A 14219-nucleotide genomic window follows, 5' to 3' on the forward strand; every position below is an offset into this window, starting at 1 on the left:
TCTCCTTTTTATTATGATGAATTACTTACATAAATAGAATAAGGATTGACATAATGTTAATGTCAATCCTTATTCTCAGTCTATTTTCATAACTAAAAAACAAATTTGTGTCACATACTCCTCTACTAAACAATCACATTCAGGTCCCTTTATGTAGACCTCATATGGTGAACCATCTATTACATAACCATTTCTTTCAATCCATTTTTCTAACGCAATATAAGCGTAGCCTATATAGTCATAACTTCCATAATGCATAGTAGTAACGATTTGATGTGGATTTAATTTTTTCATTTCATATTCTTGTACTACATCTTTATTGTTCCCATGCATGACCGGAATCCTTAATTCAACATCACTTTCATTTGGAATATACTCTTCATCATAAAAGACCGTAGAGGGCGAACCAACCATTTGTAAGTTATGCTTTTGTACTTTTTCATATAAGTCATAAAAATAATCATCCATATCATCTATATTTATTTGCAGTCTTTGGGCAATTACTGTTATTTCATTTCTCATTCCAATAAATATATCGTAATTTCTATGACAAGCAGTATTTAAAGCATGATTCATATTTACCATTTCATTCATTTCTGAAATAACCTGTAAATTTTGTTTCACCTCATGAGACAACTCTATAATTTGTGATTGCATATGTTTAATAAATGAATCTTGATCTGATGATTGAAGAATTATTTTAATTTTCGGTAAAGGGAACTTGTACTCCCTTAGCTTTTTAATTTTCAACGCTATTTCAAGCTGTCCTTGCTCATAATATCTATATCCATTTACCGGATTCACATATGCTGGTTTCAATATTTCCTCTTTATCATAATGCCTTAGCATTCGTGTACTCATTTTACAAATCCGTGAAAATTCAGTAATTGTATACATATAAATACCCCTTGAATACATTTTCTTATATATAAGCTTATTTATTAAAACCAATCAAATATTTTTCTGATTGAAGAACCTTCATTCTGATCGTTCAGCCTTTTCATTTTTGAAGGTAACAAATGACTAGGACAATACCACGTTAAACAATTCATGGCGCCTCCCATTGTCGATATTTCTCCTACATGACTTTGAATAACTTGTTTCTCAGTATGCTGTTGAATATATCGTAAAACTTCCTCATCTTTAGCTAATCCAAACTTAGGAACGTAAAGCGTATCACATGTTTCTAACATATTTATATATAAACCTTTTGCTGACGCTATCTCTTCATCGTATTGACCCTTCTCTGTATATGACGAAGGAACAACTATAAATTCAGCCTCTGGCATTTGCTCTTGAATAATCTCTTGAACCTTATATCTAAATTCATGATCCCCTAAAAAATCACTAATAAACATTGTATGTTCATCAATAAATTTAACCATCCCGTCTGCGTGTGCAAGTACATCTCCCTCTTCAGCAGGAATAATAATAACCCGACTCACATCTAAATCCCATTCCAGTTGCTCTATAATTTCTTCTTCCGTCCAATCATAATTATCATCAAATATGCGTTCCGTTAATATAACGGTATCTTTTTTATTCCAAATAAGATTTCCACCGTCTAATATCAATGGAGATGTCACATATTCAAAGTCGTTCTTTTTCAACCATTTATTAAATTGTTGATCTAAATATCGTCCTTGATCTTTCGGTAAGTAATTTGGTTGATATTTGAATTTAACTAGATGATTTGTTACAACTGGTGCAACATCTCTTAGCCAAATATCATCATACTCAAAAAAGTTTGTATGAAAGTTTTGCTCTTCAACAGATAAAGATATAAGTTGATCGGTAAATGCTTTATTTTCATTTAAGTATTCATTAAAATAAATAATGTCTTCATAAAATGGTCGATAATATTCATTCGATTCATCTGGTATTGCAGTAAAAATAATGCCACTATGTTTTTGTTCCATATTACTTACCTCGCTTTTTAATAATGATTGAATAACTGTTTTCAATAAGCCAACTATTCCCCAATTCATTTCTCTTTTCATTACAATTTTTGAAACGTGCACATTTCATGAATGGATTATAGCACGGAGAAATATTATATATTTATATAAAAAATATAAAGCCGTCGTTAAGCCATAAACTGACTCTTGACAAGATTTTAAAACTTTAATCGCCGTACACAATGACGGATTAGATGATTTTTTTATCAAGATTCAAATCCATTACTTCTAACAGGGCGTTTTGATTATATAAATTCACTAAATGTGTTTCTACCCCTATGCAAATCCCTTCTAGCGGAAGATCGTTTGGATCTTGACCAAATGGATCCTCAATTTCAACCCCTATTGCTTCAATCCCTATAAATGCAAAACTTATGAACGTAGTTGCAAGTACTGTAAACCATCCAAGACTATCAACAAGACCAATCGATAAAGTCCCGCAAAATATGAGCAGTAAAATTTTAATATGAGCAAAATATGCAAAAGGAATAGGCGTTGTTTTGATCCGATCACATCCACCCACAGCCGTAAGCAGAGTATTCAAATCAGCTTCCATATTAATTATTGCATTTGGGTGAATTTGACCCGTTTTCAAACCTTTTGATAGTATAGTTTTTAACATAAAAACTATACTAATCGGTAAATGAATAGACTCAGCCAACATTTCTTTTTCCTTCTCAGAACAAATATCAAACAATGCTTTTATTTCGGATAAATCTTTTTCGTCTCTCAAATGTCCTTTCGCTATCTTTGGAAAAGCAATTAACAAATGTAAAAATTTTAATTTTTCCTGATCCGTCTTTTTCCCTTCAGACTCCCAATAACACAAAAAACTAACTGCCAAATTTCTAGTACAAGCACCAACCGTGCCAAATAACTTTCTACCTTCCCAATACCTATCATAGGCAGTGTTAGTACGAAAAACTAACAGTAGCCCTAAAGCTCCTCCAACAATTACCCAAGGAGTTTGATTAATTTTTATTTCTACATAATAATAATTAATCACAGTTACTATCGTTGAAATACATATATATAATAAAATTTGCGGGAAAATATCTCTTATAACTGTTCCCTTTAATGTAAATATTTGATGTAAACTATTTTGATTATTGTAATGAACCATATTTACAAAAACCTCTTTCCTTATTAACCTTTTATTCTTTTAAATTATGAAAGTATACAATTAAATAGTAGAATCATAAACCCTATTATTATAAAACTGGTTAAGATTATTTCTTTCAATACTATTACTCCTTTTTATCAAAAGATAAAACATCTTTTTTGATTTAAACAACAAACGTTCACTCTTCTAAATCACGACGCATTATTTTAGAATTTGCAATGAATAAAGCACTAATTAATACAAGAATCGCGCAAGCATATATCAATGAATCCATTGGACTATCATGGTCTATAATAATTAGACGAACAATAGCCGTAATACCTATATATATAAAATAACGTAATGGAAAATGAAAGTTCATTTGAAAATACTTTATAATCATTACGATGAATTCAAAATATAAAAAAAATACGACAATGCTATCAATTAAATGATAACTAGATTCCTCACTATTTAATTTAAGTTCTTGTATAAATTGAATGACTTCTTTCATAAGAAACACACTTAAAACAATTCCCAAACAGATCAAAGCTACATTTATAATGTACTGTAGAACGATAGGAAAAAACGAAAATACTCTTTTAAAATTCTTTAACACAAACATTTTTCTCCTTTTCCATATAAAACAATAATGACAATATAGTTTTATTTAATTATCGTTACATTAAAATTACACATTACTATCTTGTTACAGATGTTAAAACAAGACAAAATAAGTAAAGATAGCATTTCACCTATTTTGTCTATAAAGCAACATAACGAAACTATAATCGATTACTTCAATTGAATCGGTTGTTGCTGTGTCACACAATGGATCATTCCGCCATTTTTATAAAGCTCTCTCACATCAATTCCCACTACTTTACGATCCGGGTATAATTTCTGAATCGTATCGTTTGCGATTTTGTCATTTGGATCATTATAGTTAGGCACCAATATAACTGTATTCCCAACATAATAATTGATATACGACCCCTTATAATCTAGAGTTTTTCCACCTTCTAAAGTAACTTTATCTTTACTAAGCGGTAAGTATTCGTACTTATATTTCTGTCCTGAAGCATTTTTTGCATCTAACAATTTATCCATATCTTTGTTTGACAAGCCCCATTCAGCCAAGTCATCTTCTGCCATCGTTACGATTGTAGATTTATCATGGAATTTAGCAAATCCATCAATATGAAAATCAGTAATATCTAAATTAGGCACTCCATCTAACCAAATAAAGTTTGTCACCCCAAGGTCACTTATATATTTTTCAATTTCCGCTTCTGATAAATCAGGATTTCTATTTTTATTCGTTACTGCGCTTCGAGTTAATAAAGCAGTCCCATTGCTGTCTAATTCAATTGCGCCACCTTCAAGGACAAATTTCCCCCAATCAATTCTTTCAATCCCTAATTGTTTACTAACATTCTCACGTATACGGGCATCATTTTTATATGGAGTTTTCTTTCCCCAACCATTAAATGCTGGATCTAATATTTTCAGATTTTTATTATTGTCATAAACAAAAATCGGTCCACTATCTCTTGCCCACACATCATCAGTAGGAGCGATAAAGAAATCAACTTTATCCATATTCAGCCCTTTATCTATTAAAAGCTTATTGATTCGCTCTTTCTCTTCCTCATCATATGCAACAATGTGGACTTTTTCACCCTCAGTTAAAGCACTTGCCATCTTAATCCAAATAGGTTCAACTTCTTGTTTATACTCTTGACCATATGTGTATTCATGAGGCCATTGTAGCCATGTACCTTCATGTTTATCTTTTTCATCCGGCATCGTATATTTTCCAGCGTTTTTCTGTACCTCTACTTTTTTATCCTCTTTCTCTTTCCCTTTGGCATTTTCATTATTCCCTTCAAAAGAACATCCACTAATAATCGTTGTAGATAATGTAGCTATTAAACAAAACTTTACTATTTTTTTCATTTTTCAACCTCCTGTTCATGTCTACAATACTGTAAGGCTTAACATAGTGTGAAGCTCAAGCTTTTTCATCAATGTAAAAATTACCAATTATTCTTCCGCATGATAATCACATAATTTCAATACAAATAGATGACATTCACAAAATACACTTCCTATATTTAACATCCATATCATTTAACTTCCTTCATAAATTTATTCTAATACTAATCCCCTCTCATACATGCTTGTTCACTAAATAAAAAAAATCGGTATTGATAATTTTATATCAATACCGATTTTTAAATAATTATTTTCCTTCTATTAAATCATTCGCTAATTTCCTAAACTCTTGATTAAATGTATCATTCATACCATTTTGTACGTTAGAGAATAATATTACAAACGTTCTTTTATCCCAGTTAAAATTATTAAAAGTGTTCCAGCCAGCTAATACACCGTGGTTATGATAATAATCTGGGTAAATATAGAAGCTAAATCCATATTTTCTCGCAGGTGATACTGTAAACATATCTGATACGCTTTGTTTAGAAATCAGCTTTCCATCCATAATAGCCTCATCTAATCTTTTCATATCTTCAACGGTCGTATACATTTCACCACAACCATACAGCCAGTTCATTTTTAAGCGGGGTGCAGCTATTAACTCATTATCTTTTTTCGTGTAACCTTCTGCTAAGAAAATATCTTCAGGGAGAGTTGCACCCATACCAGATTCATTCATTTCAACAGGAGTAAAAATGTTTTCTTTCACATATTCAGCAAGCGGTTTATTCGATATCTTTTCTACAATATACGCAAGTACCATATAATTATAATCTGTATATTTCCATCCTGTCCCTGCAGCAAATTGCAACTTTTGCGCTCCAATCCACGTTACTAACTTTAAACGTGATGCCGCATCAACACTACCTTGTCCCTGATCTGGTAACCCGGACGTATGTGTTAACAAATTTCGTAACGTAATGTTTTTATCTGCTGGAAACGATGGAATATACTTATTTACATTGTCTTCAATATTCAATTTCCCTTTTTCTCTTAGCTGTAATATAGATATTGCAACTACTGTTTTCGTTATGGAACCGATGCGATATTTTGTTCTTGGCGTTGTTAAAACTTTATCTTTTATATTCGCATACCCGTAGCCTTTTCGTAAAACCACATTATTTTTATCCGTTACGAGAACCGTTCCGTTAAATCCTTTATCTTTTAAATATTGATCGAGTTTCGTTGCTGCAATATCATAACGTTTTTGCTGATTCGCATCAACTTTCGGGTGAACATTTCCAACTTTATCCTCAAAATTTGAAAATGCCTTCAAACTGTATTTCTTTTCTTTATTTGCATGTATGAGTGCAGCGACACTCCCACAAAAAATAGCAAAAACAAAGAAAGCGATTAACCATTTCTTAAACATATGGGAACCCTCTTTTATCTAGTTTCACTTTATACTTTTCCATTCTATTCTATATCTTTTAGTTTTTAAATATCTTATAATCTATCTACTCTATTATTCCTCATATTAAACTAGATTCCTTTTTCTAACGTTCAAATTTTAACTACTCTCTATTGTAGTTCTTTTTTACAAAATTTCCACCTTACAATCGGATACATCCAACCTTAATTTAAATTTTTTATGTAACATTCGTTACACATTAACAAGGATGGAGGCGTTAATTTGAAAAAGACCGATAAGCGCAATCGTTTAGATGATATGATGTTTCATTATCGAGTAACAAAAAACAATATAGTTTCAATTGAATATTACGGAAAATGGATTATAATTTTAAAAGGAAATGATGCTGAAAAATTTTTAAACAAAATAAATCGGGCAAGTAACGAAAAAGAAAAACAGCTTATTATGGCTAAAATTACAGGTAATTTCAAAAGAGGAAATGAGCGTTAATGAAAACGAATCTCATTTATAACTTGATTATACAACATATTAAAAAAGAAATGTCACTCCCACGACATTTCTTTAGATTTTCTTCATAAAAGATTTACATTTTTAATATTCGTTTACTTTTACATAAACTCACTGCTGAAACGCTTAGTAATGCAGCTATCCCCATCCATGCATATGTGTAGCCTTTTCCATCTACTATATAACCAAACAAAGCAGGCGCAAAGATAATAGCAATTTGATTAAGCGTAAGCGCAAAGCTCACTGTTACGCCTACCAATTCCTCACTTGCAGACTCAGCAACTTCAACCATAAAAAGACTAAACCAACCGATCGCAAAGAACCCTAGCAGTCCGCTCATCACAAACAATGCCTCAAGTGTCATTGTGTTTATACTCATTACAACAACTAAAATTAAGCAAAAAGAAATACATACAGTTATTAATAAAGGTGTACGACGATCACCTTTGTAATATGTATCACTTATTGTAGCTAATATAATTCGCCCAATCATTCCTGCAACTAGCATAACTGAAAATACTTTCCCTGCTACAATAGGTGTTATCGATTTTTCAATGACTAAAAATTTTATAAAATGTCCGACTAATATCATTTGTAAAGAAATCATGCAAATACCTGTAATAAAAATTGGATACAGCTCTTTTTTACATATTACCTTTTTTAACTGCATCCAAAAAGAAATACTTACATTTTCTTGGCTCGTGTGTTCTCGTACGTACGATTCCTTATAAAATATGAAAAACAATAACCCGCCTATTATACATATAGTTGCAATTACATTTATCGTATAAGCTAAACTAAATTTAATTGTAAGCAAAGGGATCGTTACTCCTGCTAATGCCCCGCCAATAGGTATACCAGCTTGCCGTATTCCCATAGCTAATCCGCGCATTTCTTTCGGAAACCATTTCAAGATTACTTTACTTCCCCCTGGCTGAGATACGCTATAAAAAGTTCCTATTAAAAGAAGGACAAATAATAACCCAATAAAGCCCCTTGCCATGTGAGCAAGTAAAAGTGCCCCGCCAAGTAATACAGTGCTCGCTCCAATTAATATTCTTTCATTATATCGATCAAGTAACCTTCCGGCAAAAAGCATACAAAACAGCGGACCAATATTTACAGCACTTATTAACAACCCAACCTGCATATTCGAAAGTGCATATTTCTCTTTCCAAAATAACGCAAGTACCCCTAATCCATATGTTATAAGTGTTGTACTTGCCTGTGCTACCGTTGCCAAAGTTAACATGATCCATTTATTAGAACTACTGCATTTTTCAATTTTTTCTTCACTTATCAACGTTATCTCCCCCATATCCCTTTCATTGTATGAAGGTTCTGATATCATGTAAAATAAGTGTTAATAATAGAATCCATCAAAAAAATTGATACCTTTTTCGGGGTGATAATAAATGGACATAAAAGATTTAACGGTTTTTTACGAAGTTGCGACAGTAGGAAATATATCTCATGCTGCTAAAAACTTAAACTATGTACAATCAGGTGTAACGATGCGTATAAAACAACTAGAAATTGAGTTAGGTGTGCCTTTATTTTATCGAAATGGAAAAGGCGTTACTTTAACTTCTAACGGAGAAATTTTATTAACATATGCAAAACAAATCATCCATCTAATCGATCAATCCATTCAAGCTGTTCAAAGTAACGAAACCCATCCGAAAGGCACGTTAAAAATCGGGTGTACAGAATCGACAACAGCCGTTCGTCTCCCGCCTATATTAACGACCTATTATGAAAAGTATCCAGAAGTTGAATTGATTCTAGAAACAAATACGACAGACCAATTAACTCAGCTCGTTTTAGAGCGAAAACTAGACGGGGCTCTTATCGCTGGAAATATTCAGCATACTGAACTTCATACACTTTCATTTCGAGAAGAAGAACTCGTTCTCATTAGCAAGACTCCTCTATCTTCCTTTAAAACAATAGAAGAACTGAATTTACTCGCTTTTAGTCAAGGTTGTTATTACAGAAAACTATTAGAAAACTGGCTTCAAGAAGAAGGGATTTCACCTAAAAGAATACTAGAGTTCGGAACAATTGAAGCAATACTTGCATGTGTAAAATCAGGTATGGGTACGGCTATTATGCTGAAATCTATTATTCCAGATTACGAACATGGTTTATCTTTAAATACATTACCAAATCACTTTAGAAAGGTTCCTACTACTTTTATTATTCGAAAAGATATTTTCCACTCAGCTGCCTTGCAAAAATTTATGGAGATGATCAACAATGCGTGAAAAAAAAATACGCGGAATGAAACGAAAAACAAAAACTCTTATAAAAAGAATTGAAGACTCTACTAAAGCATTTCCGTCTACTTTCTATAACGATGAATACTGGCATATGCCTTTACCAGGCTCTCAAGCTTTTATCGATTCTAGTACAACACCTAGGAAAGTAAAGCGATTGTGCATTCAAACCCTGTTAAATCAAGCGAATCAATTAATGACAATGAAACCGAACGATACAAATACATATCGAGTCGTTGTTATGATCAAAATAGCAAGCTTATGGAACTCACAAATCATCATATTTAAAAACGATGACTACTTTCAAAATTTTTTCAATAGAGATAATGAATTTCAAAAATGGATTCCCCTCTCCAATGCTTCCGACTCCGGGCATGAATGGAAAATATCAATTTCTAACAGCATCCAAACATTGCATTTCCAAGAGATAATTCATGATGAAGATGGATTTTATGATGAAGGAGAACTTTTGTTTATAGGAGAGTTATCATAAAAGGGGAACTGTCAAATGAAAAACTTCCCTTTTTCCACTAAACAACATCGCTATATAATGAATTTAACATTTCACTATATAGGAGGTTTTCATATGGTAATCCCTAAATATCCTGAAGTCCCACATCTTACGAAAAAACAAATTGAAGAAATAACCGAAATCGCTTTCCTAAAAGAATCAACACGACAACAGTGTGATGCAATTTTCGTTTTCGGTGGTTCCCATCCTGGTAATTGGCAAACTCCTTTACATGCTTATCAACAAGGTTTAGGTGCACAAATTATCGTCACAGGTGGTACTAGTTTACATGGAATGAAACATCCAAACTGGAATTAAGGAATAATGTAAAAAAAACTGCTTATTTAAACAGTTTTTTCACATTATTTCTTATTATATTTTAGACAATACATTTTCTTGGAAAGTACGTTCTTCTTGATCTTCATATCCTGTTGAAACAACTTCTTGAATATCATCATGGTTAAATAAATAAGTGAAATCTGGATTCATATAGCCTTCTGGATAAGGACATCCCATATAGTCGAACTTTCTTATCTCATCTGTTTCCACTTGTTGTTTACGTCCAAAAATCATGAGTTTCTTTGTACCTTCTTTTAAAATTACAATAGAGCCTATAGGGAGCAGTTGTGAATTCATTGTCTTTTCTCCTTTCTTGTAAGTTTAGGTTTCTTTTGGGAATGTGGTGTATTTACATGTCCCGAAGCAGCCGTGGATTGTCTCCTTTCCTTCCTTGACAGTTTAGGCTTCTTTTGAGAATGTAATTTGTTTAAATGTCCTGAAGCAATAGATTGTTTTTTGAAGTCAAAGTAAAAATACAAATGTGTACTTAGAGCTAAGAAAACAACGGAAAACAATGAGGCGAGAATGATTAATACGATAGCCATAGCCTTTTGACTCAAAATACCAATAATAACTTGACCAACCATATAACCTAAACTTGAAAAAAGTACAATTTTAGGGATTTTTACTTCTTGATTAGTTGTCCCTCTTAAGCGGTCTGTAAAATATTGAATCCAAAATAATACAGATTTATAACCAATTAAACTATATGCAATAAGTGATAAAATTAAAAATAAAGGAGACTCTATTTCTACGAATTCGTAAGCTAACTTTTGCACAACTATAAAACTACAAAATGAAATACTTAATGCAACAAATCCAGAGTATAGTAAATGTTGCAATTGCGGCTGCCTAGGCTTATAAATAGAAACCCAAATTCCCCATAGATTACATATCACATAAAATGGTAAAGCTATGTAAGAGTATATATTGTACGGTGGAAATATGAATAGAATGATAAGTAGCATAAAATTCATAAAAAACCACACAAAAGCCCCTACAATATTTCTTATATCAAATGGTATTAATATTCGTATACAATCATCTATGCTGTTGCCATTATATTTGTCCATTATACACCTCATAAAAAATTAAAAGATTTTATCTAATACAGTTCCAATTCCTGATTTAACTCTATCTTTTACTGAATCTTGTTTACCATCATTATTCCAAACACCTTTGTTAAATTCGATTCCATCAGTGAACATACTAATTTCCATAAAAACATCCAAGCTTATTCCACTCCAATAAAGGTTCCATTTGCTGCATCACTAATAAGAAATAATATAAAAAAACTGCTTATTTAAACAGTTTTTTTACATTATTTCTTATTATATTTTAGACAATACATTTTCTTGAAAAGTACGTTCTTCTTGATCTTCATATCCGGTTGAAACAACTTCTTGAATATCATCATGGTTAAATAAATATGTGAAATCTGGATTCAGATAGCCTTCTGGATAAGGACACCCCATATAATCGAACTTCCTTACCTCATCCGTTTCTACTTGTTGTTTCCGCCCGAAAATCATGAGTTTCTTTGTACCTTCTTTTAAAATTACAATAGAGCCTATAGGAAAAAGTTGCGAATTCATTGTATGGCCCCTCCTTATTAATTGTTTTTCACTAAGAATTTAAGGAACCTAGCTTGGCTTTCTGCTTCTTTAAATCGATATATATACATATATACGCTCCGGATATACTAAACACAACAGCAAATAAAGAAAAGACTAAAATTAAGACCGTCGCTAAAGCATTTTGTGATAATGAACCTATACATATCTGTCCAATAATATATCCCAATCCTGAAAAATAAACAATTGGAGAAATTTTTATATTTCCATTTTCTTCATTGTTTAATCGCTTTAAAAAACTTTTCATTCCAATAGAAATCAATTTATAATTTGTAAAAATGTAAAGCAAAAAAGTAACAATAAAAAACAGAGGTGTTTCAATTTTAATAAAAGTATATGCAAGCTTTTGAATCACTATAAAGCTTCCAAAAGAAAAAGTTATTCCCATAAATCCATTATATAAAATGTGTACCAACCTTGGCTCATTTGGTTTACAAAAAAATACCCATACCCCCCATATATTAGCAGTCAAAAGAAAAGGTAAAATTATATATAAGTATATGGTAAAGGTTGGAGGAAATAAAAATGGGGTTAAAATCATAAAATTAATAACTACCCACACCATAACGACACTCGATCTTACACTGCCAGGCATCAATTTCCGAATAATTTGTTCTGTGCTTTTTCCGTGGTATTTTTCCATATTAATCTCCCAAAAACTAAAAAATTTTATCTAAAGCTGCTCCGATTCCAGATTTAACTCTATCTTTTATCGAATCCTGTTTACCATCATGATTCCAATCACCTTTGTTAAACTTAATTCCATCTGTTATTATACTAGCTCCTATAGAAACACCAAAGCCAATACAAGCTCCAGCAACAGTTCCGATTGGACCTCCCAAAAAAGTTCCAACCAATGCACCTGCTTTGGCTCCCGCAAAGGCACTTACAGCAGTTGTACCAACCCCGATTGCTGCATCACCAATAATATCACCAGCTATCTTAGTTTTTGACGCTTTATTTTCAATATTTTCCTTTGTATCATTAATTACATCCCATCCTACAGCTGCATAGCCTAAAACATTTGTTTTTAATTTCAATGAATCTTTAAGAATTTCTTTTGGTGATAAAACATGTCTTTTTACATCGTCTATTTGCTTTACTTCGGCTAAAGGTAATTTTGTACGCCTTATCACATTAAGTCCATTTTTATCCTTTAGTACGGTGCGATTTTGAAATCTTACCATTTCTTTTCCTTTTCTATCTGTGTAGGGTGTTACACGCAAGCCTTTATTATGTAAAGATGCCAATTTGTAGGCAGCTGCACCTTCCGTTACGGTACCCAGTAAAGTAAATGAAGACCCTGCAGGGTTATCTTTCCAATCACCAATATCGCCACCAAACGGTGCAAACCAATTTATCTCAATTGCTTCTTCTCCATATGAAACTTCTTGTTGATCAGCCTTCTCAAAACGATCAGCAGCTTTTCTTAATGAATCACTATGTTCTTTTAAAACGGTCGTTATAGTAGCTAACATGGATCCTGCGTATTGGGATTGATTTAACACAGCATCTCTTCCAGATATTTGGAAAGGTAGATCAAATAACTGCTGATTGATACGTTGATATGTTTCAGATAGCTCATGAGCTGTTTGTTCTATATTAGAAGCCAGTTTCCTTAAATGGTCAGGAGTAACCTTAATTTCACCGCTCACCTTGTTTTACCGCCTAATGATTTAAGATAAAGTACCATTTTCTTTATCTCTTCAGTAATTGTAAAGGTATCAAGGCAAATAAAATTCGTTTGTGTTTGCTCATTATCTAAAACTTTTTGGATTAGCCAATATTGGTTTTGACTATATAAAAACTGAATACAGTCTGTAGACCATGAGTCCTTTATATAATAATGAACTTGAACAGTATTTAACTCTTCACGATTATGTATAATGTTTGCTAACTCTAAGGAAGCTTCATCATCTAAGTAAAATTTCAAGTAATCTACTAATTGCTTGTTTGATTGATTTAAAATGTTTTCTTTATATGCAGAAGAAGGGATTTTAAATGTATAATTTGGACGAGAGAAAGTATTTTTAGGCTGTAATGCTTGATATATAAATTGCCAAGCTACATCTGGTGTCCCGCATTCTTTAAATGTACATTGTTTATCACCGTTATCATCTGTTATTACATTTTGTATAACTTTTTTTTCACTAAAATAGAAAATGTTTTTTTCTAAAGCGTTGTTTTTACTTATCTGTACTTCAATAACAAATCCTGTAGTTAAACAAATGCGAAAATATTCTAAAAGTTGTTTGTTGCATAATGTTTCATCTTCTTTTATTATGAGCAGTTCTTCGTTTGTCCAATTCTCGTGCATTACATCTAATTCTTTGTCTATTTCCTCATCTGACCAATTTTCAAAGGGGTTCTCAATTCCAATCATAGTTTCACGGTCAAACATACCAGTTAATACATATACTTCTTTACTTGATAAAATAAGAGGTTCAATAGTCAAATAGTCCCACTCCCTAGCGTAATATGTAATCCCTAAGAAATATAATACAATAAAAAAATGG

At 31.9% G+C, this 14219-nt stretch carries 16 protein-coding genes and 2 pseudogenes; 4 read left to right on the plus strand and 14 right to left on the minus strand.

Features of this window, described 5'->3' with window-relative positions; genetic code table 11:
* Nucleotides 1–75 precede the first annotated feature (75 nt).
* From MKY90_RS17485 to MKY90_RS17510, 6 genes are all read right to left on the minus strand, one after another.
* On the minus strand, nt 76–897 hold the full coding sequence (locus tag MKY90_RS17485) for a MerR family transcriptional regulator (RefSeq protein ID WP_078205245.1): 822 nt from the start codon (nt 895–897) through the stop codon (nt 76–78).
* 44 nt (nt 898–941) lie between these two features.
* Complete coding sequence (locus MKY90_RS17490) at nt 942–1919, minus strand: agmatine deiminase family protein (protein ID WP_063218608.1); 978 nt, start codon at nt 1917–1919, stop codon at nt 942–944.
* A 229-nt stretch (nt 1920–2148) separates the two neighbouring features.
* Entirely contained in the window at nt 2149–3081 is a 933-nt protein-coding gene (locus MKY90_RS17495) for a bestrophin family protein (RefSeq protein ID WP_002087673.1), read from the minus strand.
* Nucleotides 3082–3259: 178 nt separating this feature from the next.
* The gene (gene psiE / locus MKY90_RS17500) at nt 3260–3679 is read right to left on the minus strand and encodes a phosphate-starvation-inducible protein PsiE (RefSeq protein ID WP_016100895.1); all 420 of its coding nucleotides are present in this window, start codon (nt 3677–3679) and stop codon (nt 3260–3262) included.
* 176 nt (nt 3680–3855) lie between these two features.
* On the minus strand, nt 3856–5019 hold the full coding sequence (locus tag MKY90_RS17505) for an agmatine deiminase family protein (RefSeq protein ID WP_002142629.1): 1164 nt from the start codon (nt 5017–5019) through the stop codon (nt 3856–3858).
* 286 nt (nt 5020–5305) lie between these two features.
* Nucleotides 5306–6433, minus strand: a complete 1128-nt coding sequence (locus tag MKY90_RS17510) for a serine hydrolase domain-containing protein (protein ID WP_098168572.1) — start codon at nt 6431–6433, stop codon at nt 5306–5308.
* A 261-nt stretch (nt 6434–6694) separates the two neighbouring features.
* Here MKY90_RS17510 and MKY90_RS17515 point away from each other — a divergent pair, with 261 nt between their 5' ends.
* Nucleotides 6695–6922, plus strand: a complete 228-nt coding sequence (locus MKY90_RS17515) for a hypothetical protein (RefSeq protein WP_098168573.1) — start codon at nt 6695–6697, stop codon at nt 6920–6922.
* A gap of 94 nt (nt 6923–7016) precedes the next feature.
* On the opposite strand, the gene MKY90_RS17520 is transcribed toward MKY90_RS17515, so the two are convergent.
* The gene (locus MKY90_RS17520) at nt 7017–8243 is read right to left on the minus strand and encodes an MFS transporter (RefSeq protein WP_098168574.1); all 1227 of its coding nucleotides are present in this window, start codon (nt 8241–8243) and stop codon (nt 7017–7019) included.
* Nucleotides 8244–8355: 112 nt separating this feature from the next.
* Here MKY90_RS17520 and MKY90_RS17525 point away from each other — a divergent pair, with 112 nt between their 5' ends.
* The 3 genes and pseudogenes from MKY90_RS17525 to MKY90_RS17535 all read left to right on the plus strand — a co-directional run.
* Nucleotides 8356–9207 (plus strand): LysR family transcriptional regulator, encoded by an 852-nt coding sequence (locus tag MKY90_RS17525; protein WP_098168575.1) that lies wholly within the window; start codon nt 8356–8358, stop codon nt 9205–9207.
* The gene (locus MKY90_RS17530; RefSeq protein ID WP_098168576.1) at nt 9200–9712 is read left to right on the plus strand and encodes a DUF3916 domain-containing protein; all 513 of its coding nucleotides are present in this window, start codon (nt 9200–9202) and stop codon (nt 9710–9712) included. The genes MKY90_RS17525 and MKY90_RS17530 overlap by 8 nt, the downstream gene beginning before the upstream one ends.
* 93 nt (nt 9713–9805) lie before the next feature.
* Nucleotides 9806–10045: pseudogene (locus MKY90_RS17535) on the plus strand (hypothetical protein); the annotation flags it as partial.
* Nucleotides 10046–10102: 57 nt separating this feature from the next.
* Here the strand turns inward: MKY90_RS17535 and MKY90_RS17540 are convergent.
* The 7 genes and pseudogenes from MKY90_RS17540 to MKY90_RS17570 all read right to left on the minus strand — a co-directional run bounded on the left by MKY90_RS17540 (nt 10103) and on the right by MKY90_RS17570 (nt 14158).
* On the minus strand, nt 10103–10366 hold the full coding sequence (locus tag MKY90_RS17540; protein WP_098168578.1) for a DUF4176 domain-containing protein: 264 nt from the start codon (nt 10364–10366) through the stop codon (nt 10103–10105).
* Nucleotides 10363–11142: a hypothetical protein gene (locus tag MKY90_RS17545; RefSeq protein ID WP_445661550.1), complete on the minus strand. Its 780-nt coding sequence runs from the start codon at nt 11140–11142 to the stop codon at nt 10363–10365. The genes MKY90_RS17540 and MKY90_RS17545 overlap by 4 nt, the downstream gene beginning before the upstream one ends.
* A gap of 18 nt (nt 11143–11160) precedes the next feature.
* Nucleotides 11161–11280 (minus strand): annotated as a pseudogene (locus MKY90_RS17550) (type VII secretion protein); the annotation flags it as partial.
* 120 nt (nt 11281–11400) lie between these two features.
* A complete protein-coding gene (locus MKY90_RS17555) occupies nt 11401–11664 on the minus strand; it encodes a DUF4176 domain-containing protein (protein ID WP_012261358.1) in 264 nt (87 codons plus the stop codon).
* 31 nt (nt 11665–11695) lie between these two features.
* The gene (locus MKY90_RS17560) at nt 11696–12346 is read right to left on the minus strand and encodes a hypothetical protein (RefSeq protein ID WP_341092114.1); all 651 of its coding nucleotides are present in this window, start codon (nt 12344–12346) and stop codon (nt 11696–11698) included.
* Nucleotides 12347–12362: 16 nt separating this feature from the next.
* On the minus strand, nt 12363–13358 hold the full coding sequence (locus MKY90_RS17565; protein ID WP_012261360.1) for a WXG100 family type VII secretion target: 996 nt from the start codon (nt 13356–13358) through the stop codon (nt 12363–12365).
* The gene (locus MKY90_RS17570) at nt 13355–14158 is read right to left on the minus strand and encodes a hypothetical protein (RefSeq protein ID WP_040963105.1); all 804 of its coding nucleotides are present in this window, start codon (nt 14156–14158) and stop codon (nt 13355–13357) included. The genes MKY90_RS17565 and MKY90_RS17570 overlap by 4 nt, the downstream gene beginning before the upstream one ends.
* Between the last annotated feature and the right edge of the window lie 61 nt (nt 14159–14219).

The organism is Bacillus sp. FSL P2-0099 (assembly GCF_038007445.1).
Lineage (GTDB): Bacteria > Bacillota > Bacilli > Bacillales > Bacillaceae_G > Bacillus_A > Bacillus_A mycoides.